This is a genomic window from Autumnicola patrickiae, assembly GCF_031846525.1.
Classification (GTDB): Bacteria; Bacteroidota; Bacteroidia; order Flavobacteriales; family Flavobacteriaceae; genus Autumnicola; species Autumnicola patrickiae.
In genome coordinates this window covers 139,368-154,699 of sequence record NZ_JAVRHM010000008.1, presented here as the reverse complement: position 1 = coordinate 154,699, position 15,332 = coordinate 139,368, and the positions used below count along the sequence as shown (strand labels likewise).

The 15,332-nt window shown below is 39.9% G+C and carries 10 protein-coding genes; 1 reads left to right on the top strand and 9 read right to left on the bottom strand.

Annotated features, from left to right (window positions below; genetic code table 11):
• Positions 1-437 precede the first annotated feature (437 nt).
• The 8 genes from RM549_RS08870 to nirB all read right to left on the bottom strand — a co-directional run bounded on the left by RM549_RS08870 (position 438) and on the right by nirB (position 13,153).
• Positions 438-1,880, bottom strand: coding sequence for a rubredoxin (locus RM549_RS08870; RefSeq protein WP_311683871.1), 1,443 nt, complete (start codon positions 1,878-1,880; stop codon positions 438-440).
• Positions 1,877-5,398, bottom strand: coding sequence for a molybdopterin-dependent oxidoreductase (locus RM549_RS08865; protein ID WP_311683869.1), 3,522 nt, complete (start codon positions 5,396-5,398; stop codon positions 1,877-1,879). The genes RM549_RS08870 and RM549_RS08865 overlap by 4 nt, the downstream gene beginning before the upstream one ends.
• A 101-nt stretch (positions 5,399-5,499) precedes the next feature.
• Positions 5,500-6,921 (bottom strand): MFS transporter, encoded by a 1,422-nt coding sequence (locus RM549_RS08860; protein ID WP_311683868.1) that lies wholly within the window; start codon positions 6,919-6,921, stop codon positions 5,500-5,502.
• 182 nt (positions 6,922-7,103) lie between these two features.
• On the bottom strand, positions 7,104-7,766 hold the full coding sequence (locus tag RM549_RS08855; RefSeq protein WP_311683866.1) for a response regulator transcription factor: 663 nt from the start codon (positions 7,764-7,766) through the stop codon (positions 7,104-7,106).
• A 49-nt stretch (positions 7,767-7,815) separates the two neighbouring features.
• Positions 7,816-9,633 (bottom strand): sensor histidine kinase, encoded by a 1,818-nt coding sequence (locus tag RM549_RS08850; protein ID WP_311683863.1) that lies wholly within the window; start codon positions 9,631-9,633, stop codon positions 7,816-7,818.
• Positions 9,634-9,642: 9 nt separating this feature from the next.
• Entirely contained in the window at positions 9,643-10,233 is a 591-nt protein-coding gene (locus RM549_RS08845; protein WP_311683861.1) for a DUF4202 domain-containing protein, read from the bottom strand.
• Positions 10,234-10,248: 15 nt separating this feature from the next.
• A complete protein-coding gene (gene nirD / locus RM549_RS08840) occupies positions 10,249-10,626 on the bottom strand; it encodes a nitrite reductase small subunit NirD (protein WP_311683930.1) in 378 nt (125 codons plus the stop codon).
• Positions 10,627-10,639: 13 nt separating this feature from the next.
• On the bottom strand, positions 10,640-13,153 hold the full coding sequence (nirB, locus tag RM549_RS08835; protein WP_311683858.1) for a nitrite reductase large subunit NirB: 2,514 nt from the start codon (positions 13,151-13,153) through the stop codon (positions 10,640-10,642).
• A 279-nt stretch (positions 13,154-13,432) separates the two neighbouring features.
• On the opposite strand from nirB, the gene RM549_RS08830 reads away from it, so the two are divergent.
• The gene (locus RM549_RS08830; RefSeq protein ID WP_311683856.1) at positions 13,433-14,629 is read left to right on the top strand and encodes a GAF domain-containing sensor histidine kinase; all 1,197 of its coding nucleotides are present in this window, start codon (positions 13,433-13,435) and stop codon (positions 14,627-14,629) included.
• 6 nt (positions 14,630-14,635) lie between these two features.
• Here the strand turns inward: RM549_RS08830 and RM549_RS08825 are convergent, their stop codons facing one another.
• Positions 14,636-15,205, bottom strand: coding sequence for a hypothetical protein (locus RM549_RS08825; protein WP_311683854.1), 570 nt, complete (start codon positions 15,203-15,205; stop codon positions 14,636-14,638).
• Positions 15,206-15,332 lie beyond the last annotated feature (127 nt).

The window sequence follows — 15,332 nt, the reverse complement described above, 5'->3', positions numbered from 1 at the left end:
AACACAATTTAGATCTGATATGGTGAATAATCTCTTCGGAAGTAGAAAAAAGCAGAATCTTGCCTTCAAACAAGTCTTTATTAAAGGATTTGAAGAGAATTTCAGAATTAATTGCTCTGTAAAACCTTATTTTTCTTCAGAATGCCACCAAAATTGACTTTTGGTGATCAGAAAAAGCTGAAATTTTCGATTTACAGATGATAAATATGATCTTCTTCGTCATTATAGGCCGATAATTGCCATTTTGGAGCACCGACTTATTTCCAGACAATCCCTTCAGCTAAATCCTGAAAAGTGATCTGCAGAAAAATTTCAGTTTCAAAGCGACACCCTTAAAATGGCAATTATCGATCTTTAGTAAAAACAACTGTTAATCCTAGTTCTTGATTCTTGTAGCAAAGCGATCCTGACTCTTTTCCAATACAATAATATTGAACCTAATCTACCTGCTTTACAAACACCTTCATTTTAAAAGATGCTTTGGGAGCTTCACAAACCGGACAGGCATATTCCTCCGGCAGCTCTTTAAACGCTGTCCCGGCCAGAATTCCCTGCGTCTCATCGCCATAAGCTTTGTCATAGACCGTCAAACACTCCTGACACTGAAAAACTTCGGCTTCCACAGTTTCTTTTCGTGGGCCAACAGGTTTTTCTTCTTCCTTTTTGTTTCCCAACTGCTCAAAATACATCTGACTTAACTCCATGAGCAGGCTTGGCAATTCCACTTTATCCACATCCTGCACATGGGTAATATATTCGCGCGTATTGGGATCAAAATCCTTCGCGTACAGCAAATTAAAGGTATCCCGAATCTCAAATTCGGTTAAATCCTGTGGAGTTTTGTTCTTCTCGATTACAATTGAAGTGAAATAATAAACCCTCCTGGTATAATTGGCAATTCCAAAGGTGAGTCCGTACGTACTAATATCGTTCTGATCAAAATTGGCGACAAGGTACTTTTTTAACCTCAATGCCTCGTCATTGGCAACCGGTAAATGCCAGTTAAGCTCCAGCATGGAATGGCGCACATTAATCCCGAATTTGCCCAGCAACTTTTCCCATTGCAGTTTTGTCTCTACGGGAATTCCCTTTACAATAAAGGATTTCCAGGGCGTGATGCAAATTCTTCCAATTTTCGACTCGGCGCACATATCGCACATCGCCTTCAGAAATTCCAGATCGTATTTGTTATTTCTCCAATACAATCCCAGCCAGTATTTTCCGGTTCCCGTACGGTTCATCCCCTCGTAATATGGGAAAGGATAAAACGGGACTTCCAGCGGTTTGTCTACAGTCCGGTTTTCGGTATCCACCGCGTCGCTCACCAAATCGAAGATCATTTCAATAGTTTCCGGCTCTTCCTGCAGGATATTTTCCACTGCCTGCCCTACTTTGCCAATGTCCCAACTGTAAATTAACGCGGGGTACATTTCTACCCTCTCCCAGTCTGGCAACCTTATGTACAAATACCAGTAATCTTCATGTTCTGAAGCTATAAAGTTTAAATGCCCAGTAAACAATGGTACCAGTCTTTGTCGAGGCTCTACAATATTAATTTTGAGGATTGGTTCATACCTTATTTGTTCCAGAATGTACAAATAACGATCGCCGGTGAGCCATGGCGTTGTTGGAAAAATATCTGTGGAAACATAGGAGGATACAATGTTCTCTATAGCATCGCAATAGGGCTTTACAATAGATAAATCTTCAAATTTCTCCAGATTTGTTTCGTCTGTAGCTTCCGGAAGTAAAATGTCCTGCCGCGAACCAAAAGAAATGGTTTTTAGCCCTGCAGCTTCAGCGGTTTCTGCGATAGATTTTAATTCCGCAGGTGAAAGCACACCGCCTTTTACGATTATTCTTGGAACATTTTTTCTCATGCCAGTTCTTTTGATGTGTTAAGTATTTCCCGGACTTCAGTTTTACAACTTCCGCAGCCGAGACCCGCCCCGGTTTGTTTGCAAAGCTCTCCAAAATTGGTGCAGCCTTTACTAATGGCTTCCTCAAGATTCCCGGCGCCCACCTGGCTACAGGAACAAACGAGCCTGCCTAAGACCGGCTTTTCATTGCCCGCACCACGGAGTAGTTTATCCCGTTTATCTGATAATTCAATTTTACTTTCTATAAGGTTCTTGAATTCGGCAAATTCATCTTTATTCCCCATCAACACAGCACCAATAAGAAGATCGTCCTTTACAATGCATTTTTTGTAATAGCGCTTCCTGACATCGGTAAAGACGATTTCTTCATAACTGTCGTCATTTTCCGGAATATTGATATCCCCAATGCTGCAAACGTCCAGATCACTAAACTTTAAAATATTCATTAGAACCGAACCTTTGTAGGTACTGCTGATGTCCCCGGCCATAAAATTGGCAAGAATAGCTGCCTGCTCCTCTGCTGCAGATGTTATTCCAAATAGCTTATTTTCAAACTCCGCGATCTCTCCCAAAGCAAAAATATCAGGATTGGAAGATTGCATATGCTGGTTCACTTTCACTCCTCGGCCACAAACGACCCCGCTTTCCTTGGCAATTTCAATATTTGGTCGCGTTCCGATCGCATAGACTATGGAATGTGCGGTAATTATCTTTCCGCTCTTTAATGTAACATTTAGTTCTCCTGTATCCTCATCGTCAAAAACAGTACTTACTTCATTATCAAAATAAATCTGAATTCCTCGCTCGGTCACGTCCTGCGCAAGCAATTTACTGGAAGTAATATCCAGTTGACGCTCCATTAGCCGAGACGAACGCTGAACAATGGTAATTTTGAAGTTTTTATGTTTTAAAGCTGCGGCAAGTTCCAGGCCTAGAAGTCCGCCGCCAACAATAACAACATGTTGCTGCTCTGGCGGAAGTTTTGTTGCTTCCATATAAGCTTTAAAATTATCGGCATCTTCCTTACTCCGCATCGTAAACCTTCCGGGAAGTTGCAGTTGCGCATCTTTGGGAGTGAAGGCACGGCTACCGGTGGCCAGGATGAGCTTGTCAAAAGTATGGGTGTTTCCCTTACAATCCAAAACCGATTTTTCTTCAGTATTTATTTTTGTTATGTGGGTTTCCGAATAAAGATTTATCCGCATCTTTTGCAGTTCCTTCTCTTTAATTTTTAAAAGCTGCTCCCAGGTTAATTCTTCAGTTATATACTCCGGAAGTAAAACGCGGTTATAAAAAGGATGAGCTTCCTTGGAAAATACGTGCAACTCGTCCTCGAGGTTATGTTCCCTATAATTCTGAATAAACCTGAAAGATGCGGCCCCTGCTCCTATTACCAGTATTTTTTCCTGTTTTTTTCTGAACCGGGAAACTGAAACCGCAGTATATTTAAAGTCAGGTTCCTTGGAAATTGGATCTACTTTTGTGTGGGTTAAATTGTTCGCCCGGTTAAGGTCGTTGTTCAGCTTTTTTCCCCAATGCATTGGCAGAAACACGACTCCTTCCCGCACATTTTCGGAAACTTTCGCACGGACTCTCACTGTTCCGTTCGGACTTTTAATTTCGGTGACGTCTCCGTCCTTGATGTGGTTGAGATATGCATCTACGAGATTCATTTCCAGGATAGGATCGGGATAATGTGTTTTGAGCCGGGCTACTTTTCCCGTACGCGTCATCGTATGCCATTGATCCCGAATCCTTCCGGTAGTTAAAATCAGCGGATATTCTTCATTTGGCTTCGCCGAGGTATTCTCCACACTTTCCGGAACATTGAAAATTGCCTTTTCTGAAGGGGTATAAAATTTCTTATCCTCGAACAGACGCTTGGTCCCGGGATGACGATATTCGGGCACCGGCCATTGGAAAGTACCTTCGTTTTTGAGTCGGTCATAATTAAGGTACGAGATATCGATCTTTGTACCTTTGGTCATCGCAGCGTATTCTTTGTAAATCTCTTCGGTACTGTTGTAATTGAATCCGCGGAAGCCCATTTTCTTCGCAAAATCGCACAGAATTTCAACATCGGGACGAGCTTCGCCGGGAGGATGAATTTCTTTATTCAGGTAAGAAATCCTTCTTTCCGAATTGGTCATCGTGCCCTCTTTTTCCAGCCATCCAGCCGCCGGAAGTACCAGATCTGCATACGCAACGGTATCAGATTTATGGGAAATATCCTGTACTACCACAAATTTGGCATTTTTGAGGGCCCGCTCTGCCTGCCTTGCATTGGGCATACTCACCACCGGATTGGTACAAATAATCCATACCGCCTTCAGCTTACCTTCTTCCAGCGCATCAAACATTTCTGTGGCTGTATATCCCGGTTTAGCTGAAATTTCTTCCACACCCCAATACTGCGCCACTTCTTTCCTGTGCTCTGGATTGGCAAGATCTTTATGAACGGCCAGCAGGTTTGCCATCCCTCCTACTTCCCGTCCTCCCATTGCATTCGGCTGTCCGGTTAAAGAAAAGGGGCCGGAACCGGGTTTTCCTACGTGACCGGTGACGAGGCTGAGATTCAGCAAAGAAAAATTTTTGTCAGAACCAACAGCACTTTGGTTAAGTCCCATGGCCCACATGCTGATAAAGCCTTTGGAACGCCCAATAATAGTTGCTGCTTTCTTAATATCACCAGCCGGAACTCCGCATAATTTCGCCGACTGATTTAGAGATAGCGACATTACTTTGTCCCTGTATTCCTTATAACCTTCGGTATGTTTCTTGACAAAGTTTTTGTCTACGTATCCTCTTTTTATTAATTGCCGGCCGATTGCGTGGTAAAGAATAACATCTGTCCCCGGAATTAGCTGAAGGTGCAGATCTGCAAAGTTTGCAGAATCGGTTTTCCGTGGATCAGCCACAATAATTTTTACATCGGGATTCTCCTCTTTATGCTTCTCCAGTCTTCTGAAAAGAATAGGATGGCACCACGCGGGATTTGCACCGGCTATTAGAAAACAATCTGCCAGTTCTATATCTTCATAACTCACCGGGACAGAATCTTCACCAAAAGTTTTCTTATACCCCACAACGGCAGAACTCATACATAACCGCGAATTGGTATCGATGTTATTAGTTCCCAGGAAACCTTTGGTAAGTTTGTTCGCAATATAATATTCTTCAGTAAGGCACTGTCCGGAGACATAAATTCCAACACTGTCTGGACCATGCTTTCGAATAATAGATTTAAAAACACCTGCAGCTCTTTCCATGGCATCGTCCCAGCTCACCCGTTCCCGGGGATGAGACCTGCTCCAGCGCATTTCGGGGTACAGAATCCTGTCTGAAGTATCATTAACCACATAGTCCAGGTTCATTCCTTTAGAACAAAGCATGCCCTTATTAACGGGGTGGTCTTTATCCCCCGAGACTTCTATGCGGTTTCGTGCGTCTTTCTTTACAACAACACCGCAGCCTACCCCACAATATGAACATGTACTTTTTACTTCCTTTTCGAGCATTTGCCGAATGTTTTTTCGAATTAAGGTTTTTTATAAAAAACGCTGCTTGACAGTGTGATTTTTAAAACCTTTTCTATTATTTAATCTTTTAGAGCTTAAAATTAAGCATTTGCGGGTGCAGTATTACCATATGATTCTTTAAGTTCTTCCCTCGCTGTCTGTTCGTCTTTTACAGAAAATCTTATTCCGAGTGACACAATTCCAGTGGTTACTACTATTAAACCTATTAAAAGATAACCTTCGGAAACAGCCTGAGATGCAGCCGCTGCCTGTGCAGAACTGACTACTTGTTCGCTTAATCCCTCAGTCGCTTCTATCGCTGCCCTTTCTGAAGCAGCCGATTTAAATTTGAGTAACATGGCGGCAAGAAAAGCTCCTACATTCCCTCCTGCTCCAACAATACCTGAAATTGATCCTATTGCTTTTTTATTAATAAAAGGTACAACAGAAAATGTAGCTCCCTCTGCCATTTGCACCGAAAGACTAAATAAAATCAAGAATGCGAAAGCAAGATATATTGTTGAGATACTTGAAAAAGATGCAAGCATTACTCCCTGTACCACCATAATAAATGATAAAAATAATACTCTTCCCCTTAATCCTTTAGACTTTCCAAACCGATCCCCAAAAAATCCTCCCAGGGTACGGGCAAAAATATTCATTAAAGCGAAAGAAAGAACAATATTACCGGCGGTAATTCTTTCCAGCTGAAAAGTGTTTTGCAGGTAATCATCCATCGTCCCGTAAACTGTAAGTTCTATTCCAAAACAAGCAGCATAAACTACAAACAGGATCCAAACCCTGTAATCTTTTATGGCGGTAAGAAAACCTTCCTGATCCTTTTTAAGTTTCGGAACATCCCCGGTTTCAGCGAGATCTTTAAAATTACCTTCCGGGGTATCCTGGGTAAAGAAGTAATAGACTACGCCCATGGTAAAACATAAAATTCCCGCAACAATAAGTGAATATCTCCATGCTTCTGTTTCAGCAGCACCAAGACCAATAACTATAGCTGCTATAATAGGCATACCAAGCCTGTTCGCTCCACCACCAAGATTACCCCAACCTGCAGAAGTTGCATTGGCCGTCCCCACAACGTTGGATGAAAACATAAGCGAAGTATGAACCTGTGTTATCACAAAAGATGCACCTATAAAACCTGTCAGGAACCGGCAGACCAGAAATTGAAAAGGTGTTTGCACAAAGCCCGTAAGTATTACCGGAATCGCTCCAAGAACCAGCAACCAGGTGTAACAGAGCCTGGGCCCATATTTATCACAAAGTTTACCTACCAATAAACGGGCAAAAACAGTTCCCGTTACTGCAAGAACGACAGAGTTCCATTTCTGACCCGGGGTCATTCCCAGATCACGCACAACGTCTGGCATAAATGGTACCACACCAAACCAGGCAAAGAAACAGAGAAAAAATGCCAGTGAAGTAATCCAAAAGGTACGTATGGGTACACTTTTGATGTCTCGTAAATTAAATTTGTTTGCTTTTGTAGAAGTTGATTTTTTCATGACGTACAATTTATAAGCGCTAAAATAAGTAATTATACTTATTTAATACTTATATAAATACGTATTTATTGAAAAAATATGTACTCTATAATTTCCTGCTAATTTTTCTACAATTCTCTAAAACAAGGTTCTAAAAATTCCTAAGTAAGCAATTCTTAATATTTGTCTTAGACATGTTCAGCTTATACAAGATCGTACTCGCGTGCTTTATTGGTAAGCTCAATCAGGTTTTTTACATCCAGCTTTTTCATTAAATTAAAACGGTGCACTTCTGCAGTCCTTTTGCTAATTGATAGCTCCTCACCAATCTCTTTGTTACTTTTCCCCTCCATAACAAGAGTAAGTATTTGAGTTTCCCGTTTTGTAAGGTTAAATGGATCCTCAATAGGTTTATTCGATTTCTGACCTGATGTTGACTTTCCATTAGAAAAATTATTAACTAAAATGGAAGAAATATCTCCGGAAAAATATTTACCACCATCGGCTACCCTATGTAGTGCTTTTAGAAATTCATCCTTACTTGCTCCTTTTAGAAGATAACCATCTGCACCTACTTCTACAGATTGTAATACGTATTCTTCAGAATCGTGCATAGAAAGCACCAGGGTCTTAATGGGTAAATCTTCTTCTCTTATTTTCTTTACCACTTCTATTCCTGTTAAGCCGGGCATACGTATGTCTACTACCAGAACATCAGGCTCAGATCTTTTTACGACCTCCAGGGCTTCCAACCCGTCGGTTGCTTCATCTATGATATCTATATCGGCTTCGTCTTCAAGTAAGGCTTTTATTCCATCCCTTACCAGCACATGGTCATCAGCGAGAACTATACGTATTTTATTCATTTTTATAATTTTATAGGTCTAAATTAATTAATTTCTTATAAAAGGTAAATTATTTTGTCAAAGGTATATTTAAGGTGATTTTTGTTCCCTTACCAACTTCTGAAGTTACAAAAAGTCGTCCCTGAATATATTTAATTCGCTCTCTCATAAATGTCATTCCCATACCTCCGGAATCTGGTCTGTTCGTTTTATTCTTAGTAGTTTTAAAACCTTTTCCATTGTCGTCTATTGTAACACTTAAAATCGTATTACTATGGGAAACAGAAACAATTATATGTGTTGAATCTGCATATTTAATCGCATTATTAATTGCTTCCTGGGTAATCCTGTATATATTAATTTCTGCAAGGGAATCCAAACGCTGGTTATATCCCGTTTTATCATAGAGGATGATATTCTTTCCCGTTAGTCTGGAAAGTTCCTGGGTGAGCTTCGTTAGGGCAGGTACGATTCCGTAATCTGATAATTCCGGTGGCATCAGGTTAAAAGTAGCTGTTCGCACTCCTTTTATAATTTCTCCTGTTAATTGCTTTAAATTCTCAATTTTTTTTGCTGCCTTCTCTGTCTGCTTAACATCTATACTTTCCAGGTTAAAATTTAAGCCGGTAAGCATCTGGCCAATCCCATCATGGATATCCTTGGCAATACGGTTTTGCTCATTTTCCTGATTCTCGATAATCTTGCTGGAAACCAGTTTCTGCTGATCAATTTTTTCCTGAAATCTCTTCTGTCGTAAATCTTCAATTTCAATCTGTGCTTCCTTACGCGTGGTAATATCTGAAGCGATCACCAAAATTTCCCAATTATCGGCAGTGGTACTAAATGGTATCAGGGCCATTTCCAGCCAGATCGTTCTGCCGTCTTCTGTAGTTGCTTTTACTTCTCCCTGCCATTCTTTTCTGAAGTTATCTTCCAGGAGGTGCTCTATATGCTTCCTCTCTTCTTCTTTAGCCGAAAGCAGATCGGAAAATTTATTATAATCCCCGTATTTTCTAAGCTTGAACAGCCTTGAAAATTTTTCTCCCAACTCCAGAATATTACCATCTACATCCAACCTGGCAAAAAGAAGAGTCTGATTCATTGCCTGGTTTAAAACCCGTAATTCTTTTACAGATTTTTCTTTGGCGTTGCTCAGCTCGTCAGCATCTTTCGCCATTTTTTTGGCATCCTTTTCTGCCTGCAATAACTTCTGAATCGTTCCCCTCACACCCTTTGCTGCTGGCAGGAATATAAAAAGAAGTTCACTTAACAGGATGATAAGGGTGATTGCCATTAAAAGCCATTCCAGGTTTTCCAGTCTCCTTACCTTTTCGCCGGCCTCTTCTTCAAACCGGTTAACGATCTGATCCATCCCGTGTAAAAATCCGGCTTCATTCCTGGCGACAGTAGCAATTTCTGCACGCATCCCTTCTGCAGATATTTGCGGATTTTCCTCAAGTTGTTCTATTATTGCTTCCGAAGAATTTGTAATATTCTGAAAAAAGGGATCAACTTCCTGAAACATTGCAGTAATTTCTGCACTGTTATTTCCCGGAAGGCCAAGGCTGTCGTTCCCCTGCCTTAAAGCGGTATGGGAAAATTTCCAAATATTAAGGGCAGCTTCAATACTGTCTTTTATATTTAGTTTTTCGTCCCGGTTTTCAACAATTAAAAGTTTGAGGGTTTCTTTCGTAAGTTTCTGACTTAACATTCTCTGCCTGCCGGCAATATTCACGACTGTAGAATCGCTTTCCTGGTCATCAAGATATTTATGGATAAGAATCTGACTTACAATTACTGAAAAAGCAATTGCGCTTAAAGCCAGTATGTAAAGTCGGCTTAACTTTTTAAAAGTTCTTTGATCTAAAGTAAATCCGTCACCTGGCATGGTAAAATATTAGGAAAGAGCCCTTGTTACCAGAGCTGCAGTTTCGTCTGGAAGAGCCAGTTTTAGAGCCTCTTCATGACCTTTTGTAGACATTTTTGCCCAGGTTTTTCTAATAATATCCAGCATCTTATCATCTTTACTGTCGTCTTTGAGTTTGGCTTCAAAATCTGATAGATAATACTGAAGAAAAACAAGACAAATCACATCTTCCAAAATCTGTGTCTCTTCGTCTTTTTTAATCTTTTTCTTCTGAATTAGAAAAGAAACCCTATCGATAAAACTATTATCGTAACCTACTTCTTCAAGAATTTCCCCGGTTATTGAGGCGTGCTTCTTTTTAAGATCATTCCGCCAGTTTAAATATCCAATCCTTGTCATGGGATATTCATCACGCGGAGTAGTCCAACGACAGATATGTTGTGCTCTTGCAGCAATCTGAAGCTCCTCTGAGGCTCCCGGTTCAAATTCCAGAAGTTGCTTTGTCATTCTTTGCGAATACAAAAGTTCTTTGGGATATGTTTTCCCTTCATAAACTTCTTTATGCGGATCTTCGGAATTTTTTTTATCTATAAGCGCTATTGCCTCTTCAAAATTATTCATATACTTCCCTAAATTTTAATCAGAGAATCCAATATAAACATTTTCTTCTTCAATTTTTACCGGATATACAGCTATTTTATATTCCTCTCCATTTATGTTAGAACCGTCTTCCAGGGAAAATGATTTCTTGTGCAAAGGACAGGCAACTTTGGGCGTACCTTTTGCATCCCCTATCATTCCGCGGGATAACACCATCTCCAGTTTATGCGGACAAAGATTCTGGCAGGCGTACCATTTGGATCTTCGGGAGAAATTAAAAACAGCTATCTGCTTCTTTCCGTATTTTATACAACCGCCACCGTCTGCAGGAAAGTCTGAAGTTTTCCCGGCGTGAAACCAGTTTACAACTGTAGACTCTTCAACGGATTTATATTGTTCTATCAAGTTATCTATCATATCTTAAAATTTAATTCACCTTCCAGGCTTTTGGCATTTTTTGATCACGCATTGGTACAAACTCAAGGTTATCATCTGATTCATCTGAATTCACGAAATGCCTGAATCTCTTCATCATTTCAGGATTTTCTATAGCTTCCTTCCATTCACATGCGTAATTGTCTACCAATCCCTGCATTTCCCTTTCCAGCTCTTCAGCTATTCCCAGAGAATCTTCAATAACTACTTCCTTTAAATAATCTATTCCGCCGTCCAGCTTGTCCAGCCATGGAGCCGTTCTCATCAATGGTGGCGCGGTACGTATGTAATACATCAGGAATCTGTCCAGATATTTAATACAAGTCTCGTCATCCAGCTGTTCTGCTAAAAGTATAGCATGCTTTGGAGTTGCACCTCCGTTACCGCAAACGTAAAGATTCCAGCCACTTTCCACAGCAATGATTCCGAAATCTTTTCCGCGTGCTTCTGCACACTCCCTTATGCATCCTGAGACGCCTCCTTTAAGTTTATGAGGAGATCGAAGTCCTTTATAGCGTTCCTCTATTCTAATAGCATAGCTCACGCTTTCGTGCATTCCATATCTACACCAGCTGGATCCCACGCAACTCTTTACGGTTCTAAGGGATTTTCCATAAGCATGTCCGCTCTCAAAACCGGCATCTATTAATTCTTTCCATATATGTGGCAATTGATGCAACTCTGCACCAAAAAGATCTATACGTTGTCCTCCTGTAATTTTAGAATACAAATCGTACTTTTTTGCAACAGCTCCTAAAACCATAAGTTTTTCTGGAGTAATTTCTCCTCCGGGAACACGTGGCACAACTGAATAAGTTCCGTTTCGCTGAATATTAGCCAAAAATTTGTCATTTGTATCCTGAATACTCACCTGCCTGTTAGCAGTTTCCATGTAAATACTGGCAAAAATTGAAGAAAGCGCAGGTTTACATATCTCACAACCGTCCCCTTTTCCGAAGAGATTAAGTGCCTCGTTGTAATCTTTGATTTTATTTATTTTTATAAGATCGTAAAGCTCCTGCCTGCTAAATTCAAAATGTTCGCAAAGCACCTCCTTCACCTCTTTTCCCATAGCTTTTAAAGAAGCATTCACAAGATCTACAACCATTGGTTTACATCCACCACAACCTGTTGTGGCTTTACTGGCTTTTATCACATCGGTCAGATCCTGACATTCACCACTTTCTATAGACTTACAAATTGCACCTTTGGTAACACTTTCACAAGAACAGATTTGTGCAGAATCTGGAAAATCCATGGCACTGCCCACAGCACCACTGCCATCTTTAGACGGAATAATTAAATCTTCCGGATTCTTTGGCAGTTTCATTCCGTTGATAAAAATCTGGAACAGATTATTATATTCTGAAGAGTCACCTATAAGGATCCCTCCCAGTAATTTATCACCGTCTTTACTGATGTTTATACGCTTGTAAATTCCGGAACGTTTATTCTCATAAACTATAGTAGCAACATCTTCAGTATCTATAAAAGGATCACCAAAACTGGCGACATCTGTTCCAATAAGCTTTAACTGCGTAGACATATCGATAACATCTACCATTACTTTATCACCACCGGTAATTTGTTCAACAGCTACCTGGGCCATATCATAACCCGGAGCCACCAACCCGTAAACACCTTCATTATAAAGAGCAACTTCTCCTATTGCAAAAATATCCTCTTCAGAAGTTTTCATTTTATTGTCCACCCAGATTCCTCCTTTTTTTCCGGTTTTTATTCCCGCCTTTACAGCTAATTCATCCCTGGGCCGTATTCCTGCTGATATAATCAACATATCTGTTTCCAAAGAAGTCCCGTCTGAAAAGTCCATGCGTTCCACACCATCTTCACCGGCAATTTCAATAGTTGCTTTCTCCAGGTGTACACCTATGCCCATGCTTTGAATTTTTGCCTTCAGCATTTCACTTGCCGGCTTGTCCAACTGCCGTGGCATAAGCCTGGGTGCAAATTCTATAACATCGGTTTTTAAGCCAAGTTCCTTGGCTGCATTTGCAGCTTCCAGACCTAGCAAACCACCACCCAGTACAGCTGCTCTGTTTTTTCCCTGTTCCTTCAATTTAGAAGCATATGCCTTCATGGCATCCAGGTCTTCTATAGTCCGGTAAACAAAAACCCCGGCTTTATCTGAACCTTCTACCGGAGGCACAAAAGGATATGATCCCGTTGCCAGGACAAGATAATCGTAATCGAAAACCTGATTTTTATAGGTCACTACCTGCTTCTCTTCAGGTTTGATTTCACTTATTAATTCTGAAGTACGTAATTCTATATTATTTTCTTCATACCAGCCCAAGGGAGCCAAAAGTAGATCATCTGGTGACTCGTTAGAAAAGTATTCACTCAGGTGCACCCGATCGTAAGCGGAACGTGGCTCTTCTCCAAAAACCAACACCTCAAAGTCTTCCCGCTTCTGGCTGGACATGAGCTTTTCACAAAACTTATATCCTACCATTCCATTTCCAACAACTATAATTTTTTTCATAACTAAGTATTTACACGACAAATATAGATAAAAATACTTAGTACTTATACTTAGTTTTGATAATTATTATTAAAATCACGAAATCTCATTTTACAGCATCATAAAAAAATAATTAATTATTACAAGCCATAAGAAATGAGAAATCTTCAAATTAAGATGATGCCCTTATGCGGTGTGAAAAAATCATAATGCACTTACTCATTTCTACTTTGCCGCTTTACTATTTATAATTTTTATTTATTATTTTAGCAAAGTCTATTCTAAAATTTAATCATATTTATGGGTTCTATTACTGAGAAGCCACATGACTTTCAGGCTGATATTGACGCGGTTAACCGAATTTCTATTGTTCCATCTATTCTTGACGTTATTTGCCGTACTACGGGTATGGGCTTTGCTGTTATTGCAAGGGTTACTGAAGATCGCTGGCTGGCCTGCAGCACCAAAGACGAACTATCATTTGGTCTTAAACCTGGAGATGAACTAAAAATAGAATCTACATTTTGCCATGAAGTCCGGCAAACCAGAAAACCCATAGTTATAGATCACGTAGATAAAGATGATACCTTTTGTAATCATCCTACTCCTTCTTTGTATGGATTTCAGAGTTATATTTCTATTCCAATTTATAGAAAGGATAATTCCTTTTTCGGAACCTTATGTGCCCTGGATCCAAAACCCAACAGCGTAAATACCCCCGAAATTATCGAGATGTTTAAACTGTTTGCAGATCTGCTTTCTTTTCATCTGGACACAATAGAAAGCCTGGATAATAAAACTGCAGAACTTGCAGAAGAGCGTGAAGTAGCAGAATTAAGGGAGAAATTTATTGCCATTCTGGGGCATGATCTTCGGAATCCCTTAGGAACAATAAGAATGTGTTCAGATCTTTTGCTGCAGCTTTCCACAGATGAGCGGTCATTAAAATATGCTGCTACCATAAAATCCACCTCTTACCGTATGCAGGCATTAATTGATAATATGCTGGATTTTGCCCGCGGACATTTAGGTGATGGTATTAAATTAAACAAAATGAAGGACTGTGAATCCCTTGAAAAAACATTAGAACAGGTCCTTATAGAAATTGCTGCAGTGGCTCCAGAACAGAAAATTAAGACAAAAATTAATCTTACCAAGGCTATTTCCTGTGACGAAGAACGCATAGCCCAATTATTCTCTAATTTGTTAGGCAATGCAATTAAACATGGAGACGAAGGGCAGCCAATATCGGTAAAAGCTTATACAGAGGATGGAAATTTTAAACTTGCCGTATCAAATGCAGGGGAAAAAATTTCTTCAGAAGTAAAAAAACATTTATTTGAGCCTTTCTACAGGCAGCATTCAGAATCTACAAGTGGCGGACTTGGACTAGGGCTTTATATTTCTTCTGAAATAGCCAAAGCTCATGGAGGCGAAATCCTTGTGGAATCCACAAAAGAGGAAACTACTTTCACTTTTGTTATGCCTTATGAGTAAGTGATATTATTCATCTGAAATTTCTTCTTCAGGAATCTCTGCATCGCGGTTTACATAAGCTGAAACAGAACGAATTACATTATTGGCAATTAAATTAATCTGCTCCTGGGACTTCTCATTTAAAGACCGGGTTTGCCCGTCATTATCAAAAAAGGACCATTCATTTGGGGCTCCTTCCAATGCGAAAGTAGGAGCATCGGGGCTACTAACTTCTACAAGGCCAATATCATAGCGAATCTCCTGATCCCTTAATCTAAAGCCAACTTCCATCATCACATCCCATTTATATACTTCTCCATCTTCTTCCAAGGCGATCCCCTGTGGTACAAACATCCTGAATTCTATATACTCATTAGATACATCCCTAACAATTGCAGATTCATAATTATCTATGGTATATTTTGCCCATAAGATGATTGACTCATACAAATCTGAATCTGTTTTACCGGTATATTCACGAACCACAGATTGCGTAAAACCTTCTGGGGTAATTGAAAATTTATCGGCTGTATTGGTACTTTGCGAAACTGAAATAAATGGGATTAATATCATTAAACCTGCTAGTAAGCTCTTCATTTTTATTCTTTTTTGGGTTTTATTCAAGGTAAGAAAAAGCATAATGATCTATTTTAAAAAAATCTCAATAAATTTCTCTAAATCCCGAAATCAGGTTAAAGATTTGCTAATTATTCACATCTATCTT

Bases quoted from the DNA above. Each gene is read 5' to 3' on its own strand.
- RM549_RS08870 (WP_311683871.1), bottom strand. From the start codon at position 1,880: ATGAGAAAAAATGTTCCAAGAATAATCGTAAAAGGCGGTGTGCTTTCA.
- RM549_RS08865 (WP_311683869.1), bottom strand. From the start codon at position 5,398: ATGCTCGAAAAGGAAGTAAAAAGTACATGTTCATATTGTGGGGTAGGC.
- RM549_RS08860 (WP_311683868.1), bottom strand. From the start codon at position 6,921: ATGAAAAAATCAACTTCTACAAAAGCAAACAAATTTAATTTACGAGAC.
- RM549_RS08855 (WP_311683866.1), bottom strand. From the start codon at position 7,766: ATGAATAAAATACGTATAGTTCTCGCTGATGACCATGTGCTGGTAAGG.
- RM549_RS08850 (WP_311683863.1), bottom strand. From the start codon at position 9,633: ATGCCAGGTGACGGATTTACTTTAGATCAAAGAACTTTTAAAAAGTTA.
- RM549_RS08845 (WP_311683861.1), bottom strand. From the start codon at position 10,233: ATGAATAATTTTGAAGAGGCAATAGCGCTTATAGATAAAAAAAATTCC.
- nirB (WP_311683858.1), bottom strand. From the start codon at position 13,153: ATGAAAAAAATTATAGTTGTTGGAAATGGAATGGTAGGATATAAGTTT.
- RM549_RS08830 (WP_311683856.1), top strand. From the start codon at position 13,433: ATGGGTTCTATTACTGAGAAGCCACATGACTTTCAGGCTGATATTGAC.
- RM549_RS08825 (WP_311683854.1), bottom strand. From the start codon at position 15,205: ATGAAGAGCTTACTAGCAGGTTTAATGATATTAATCCCATTTATTTCA.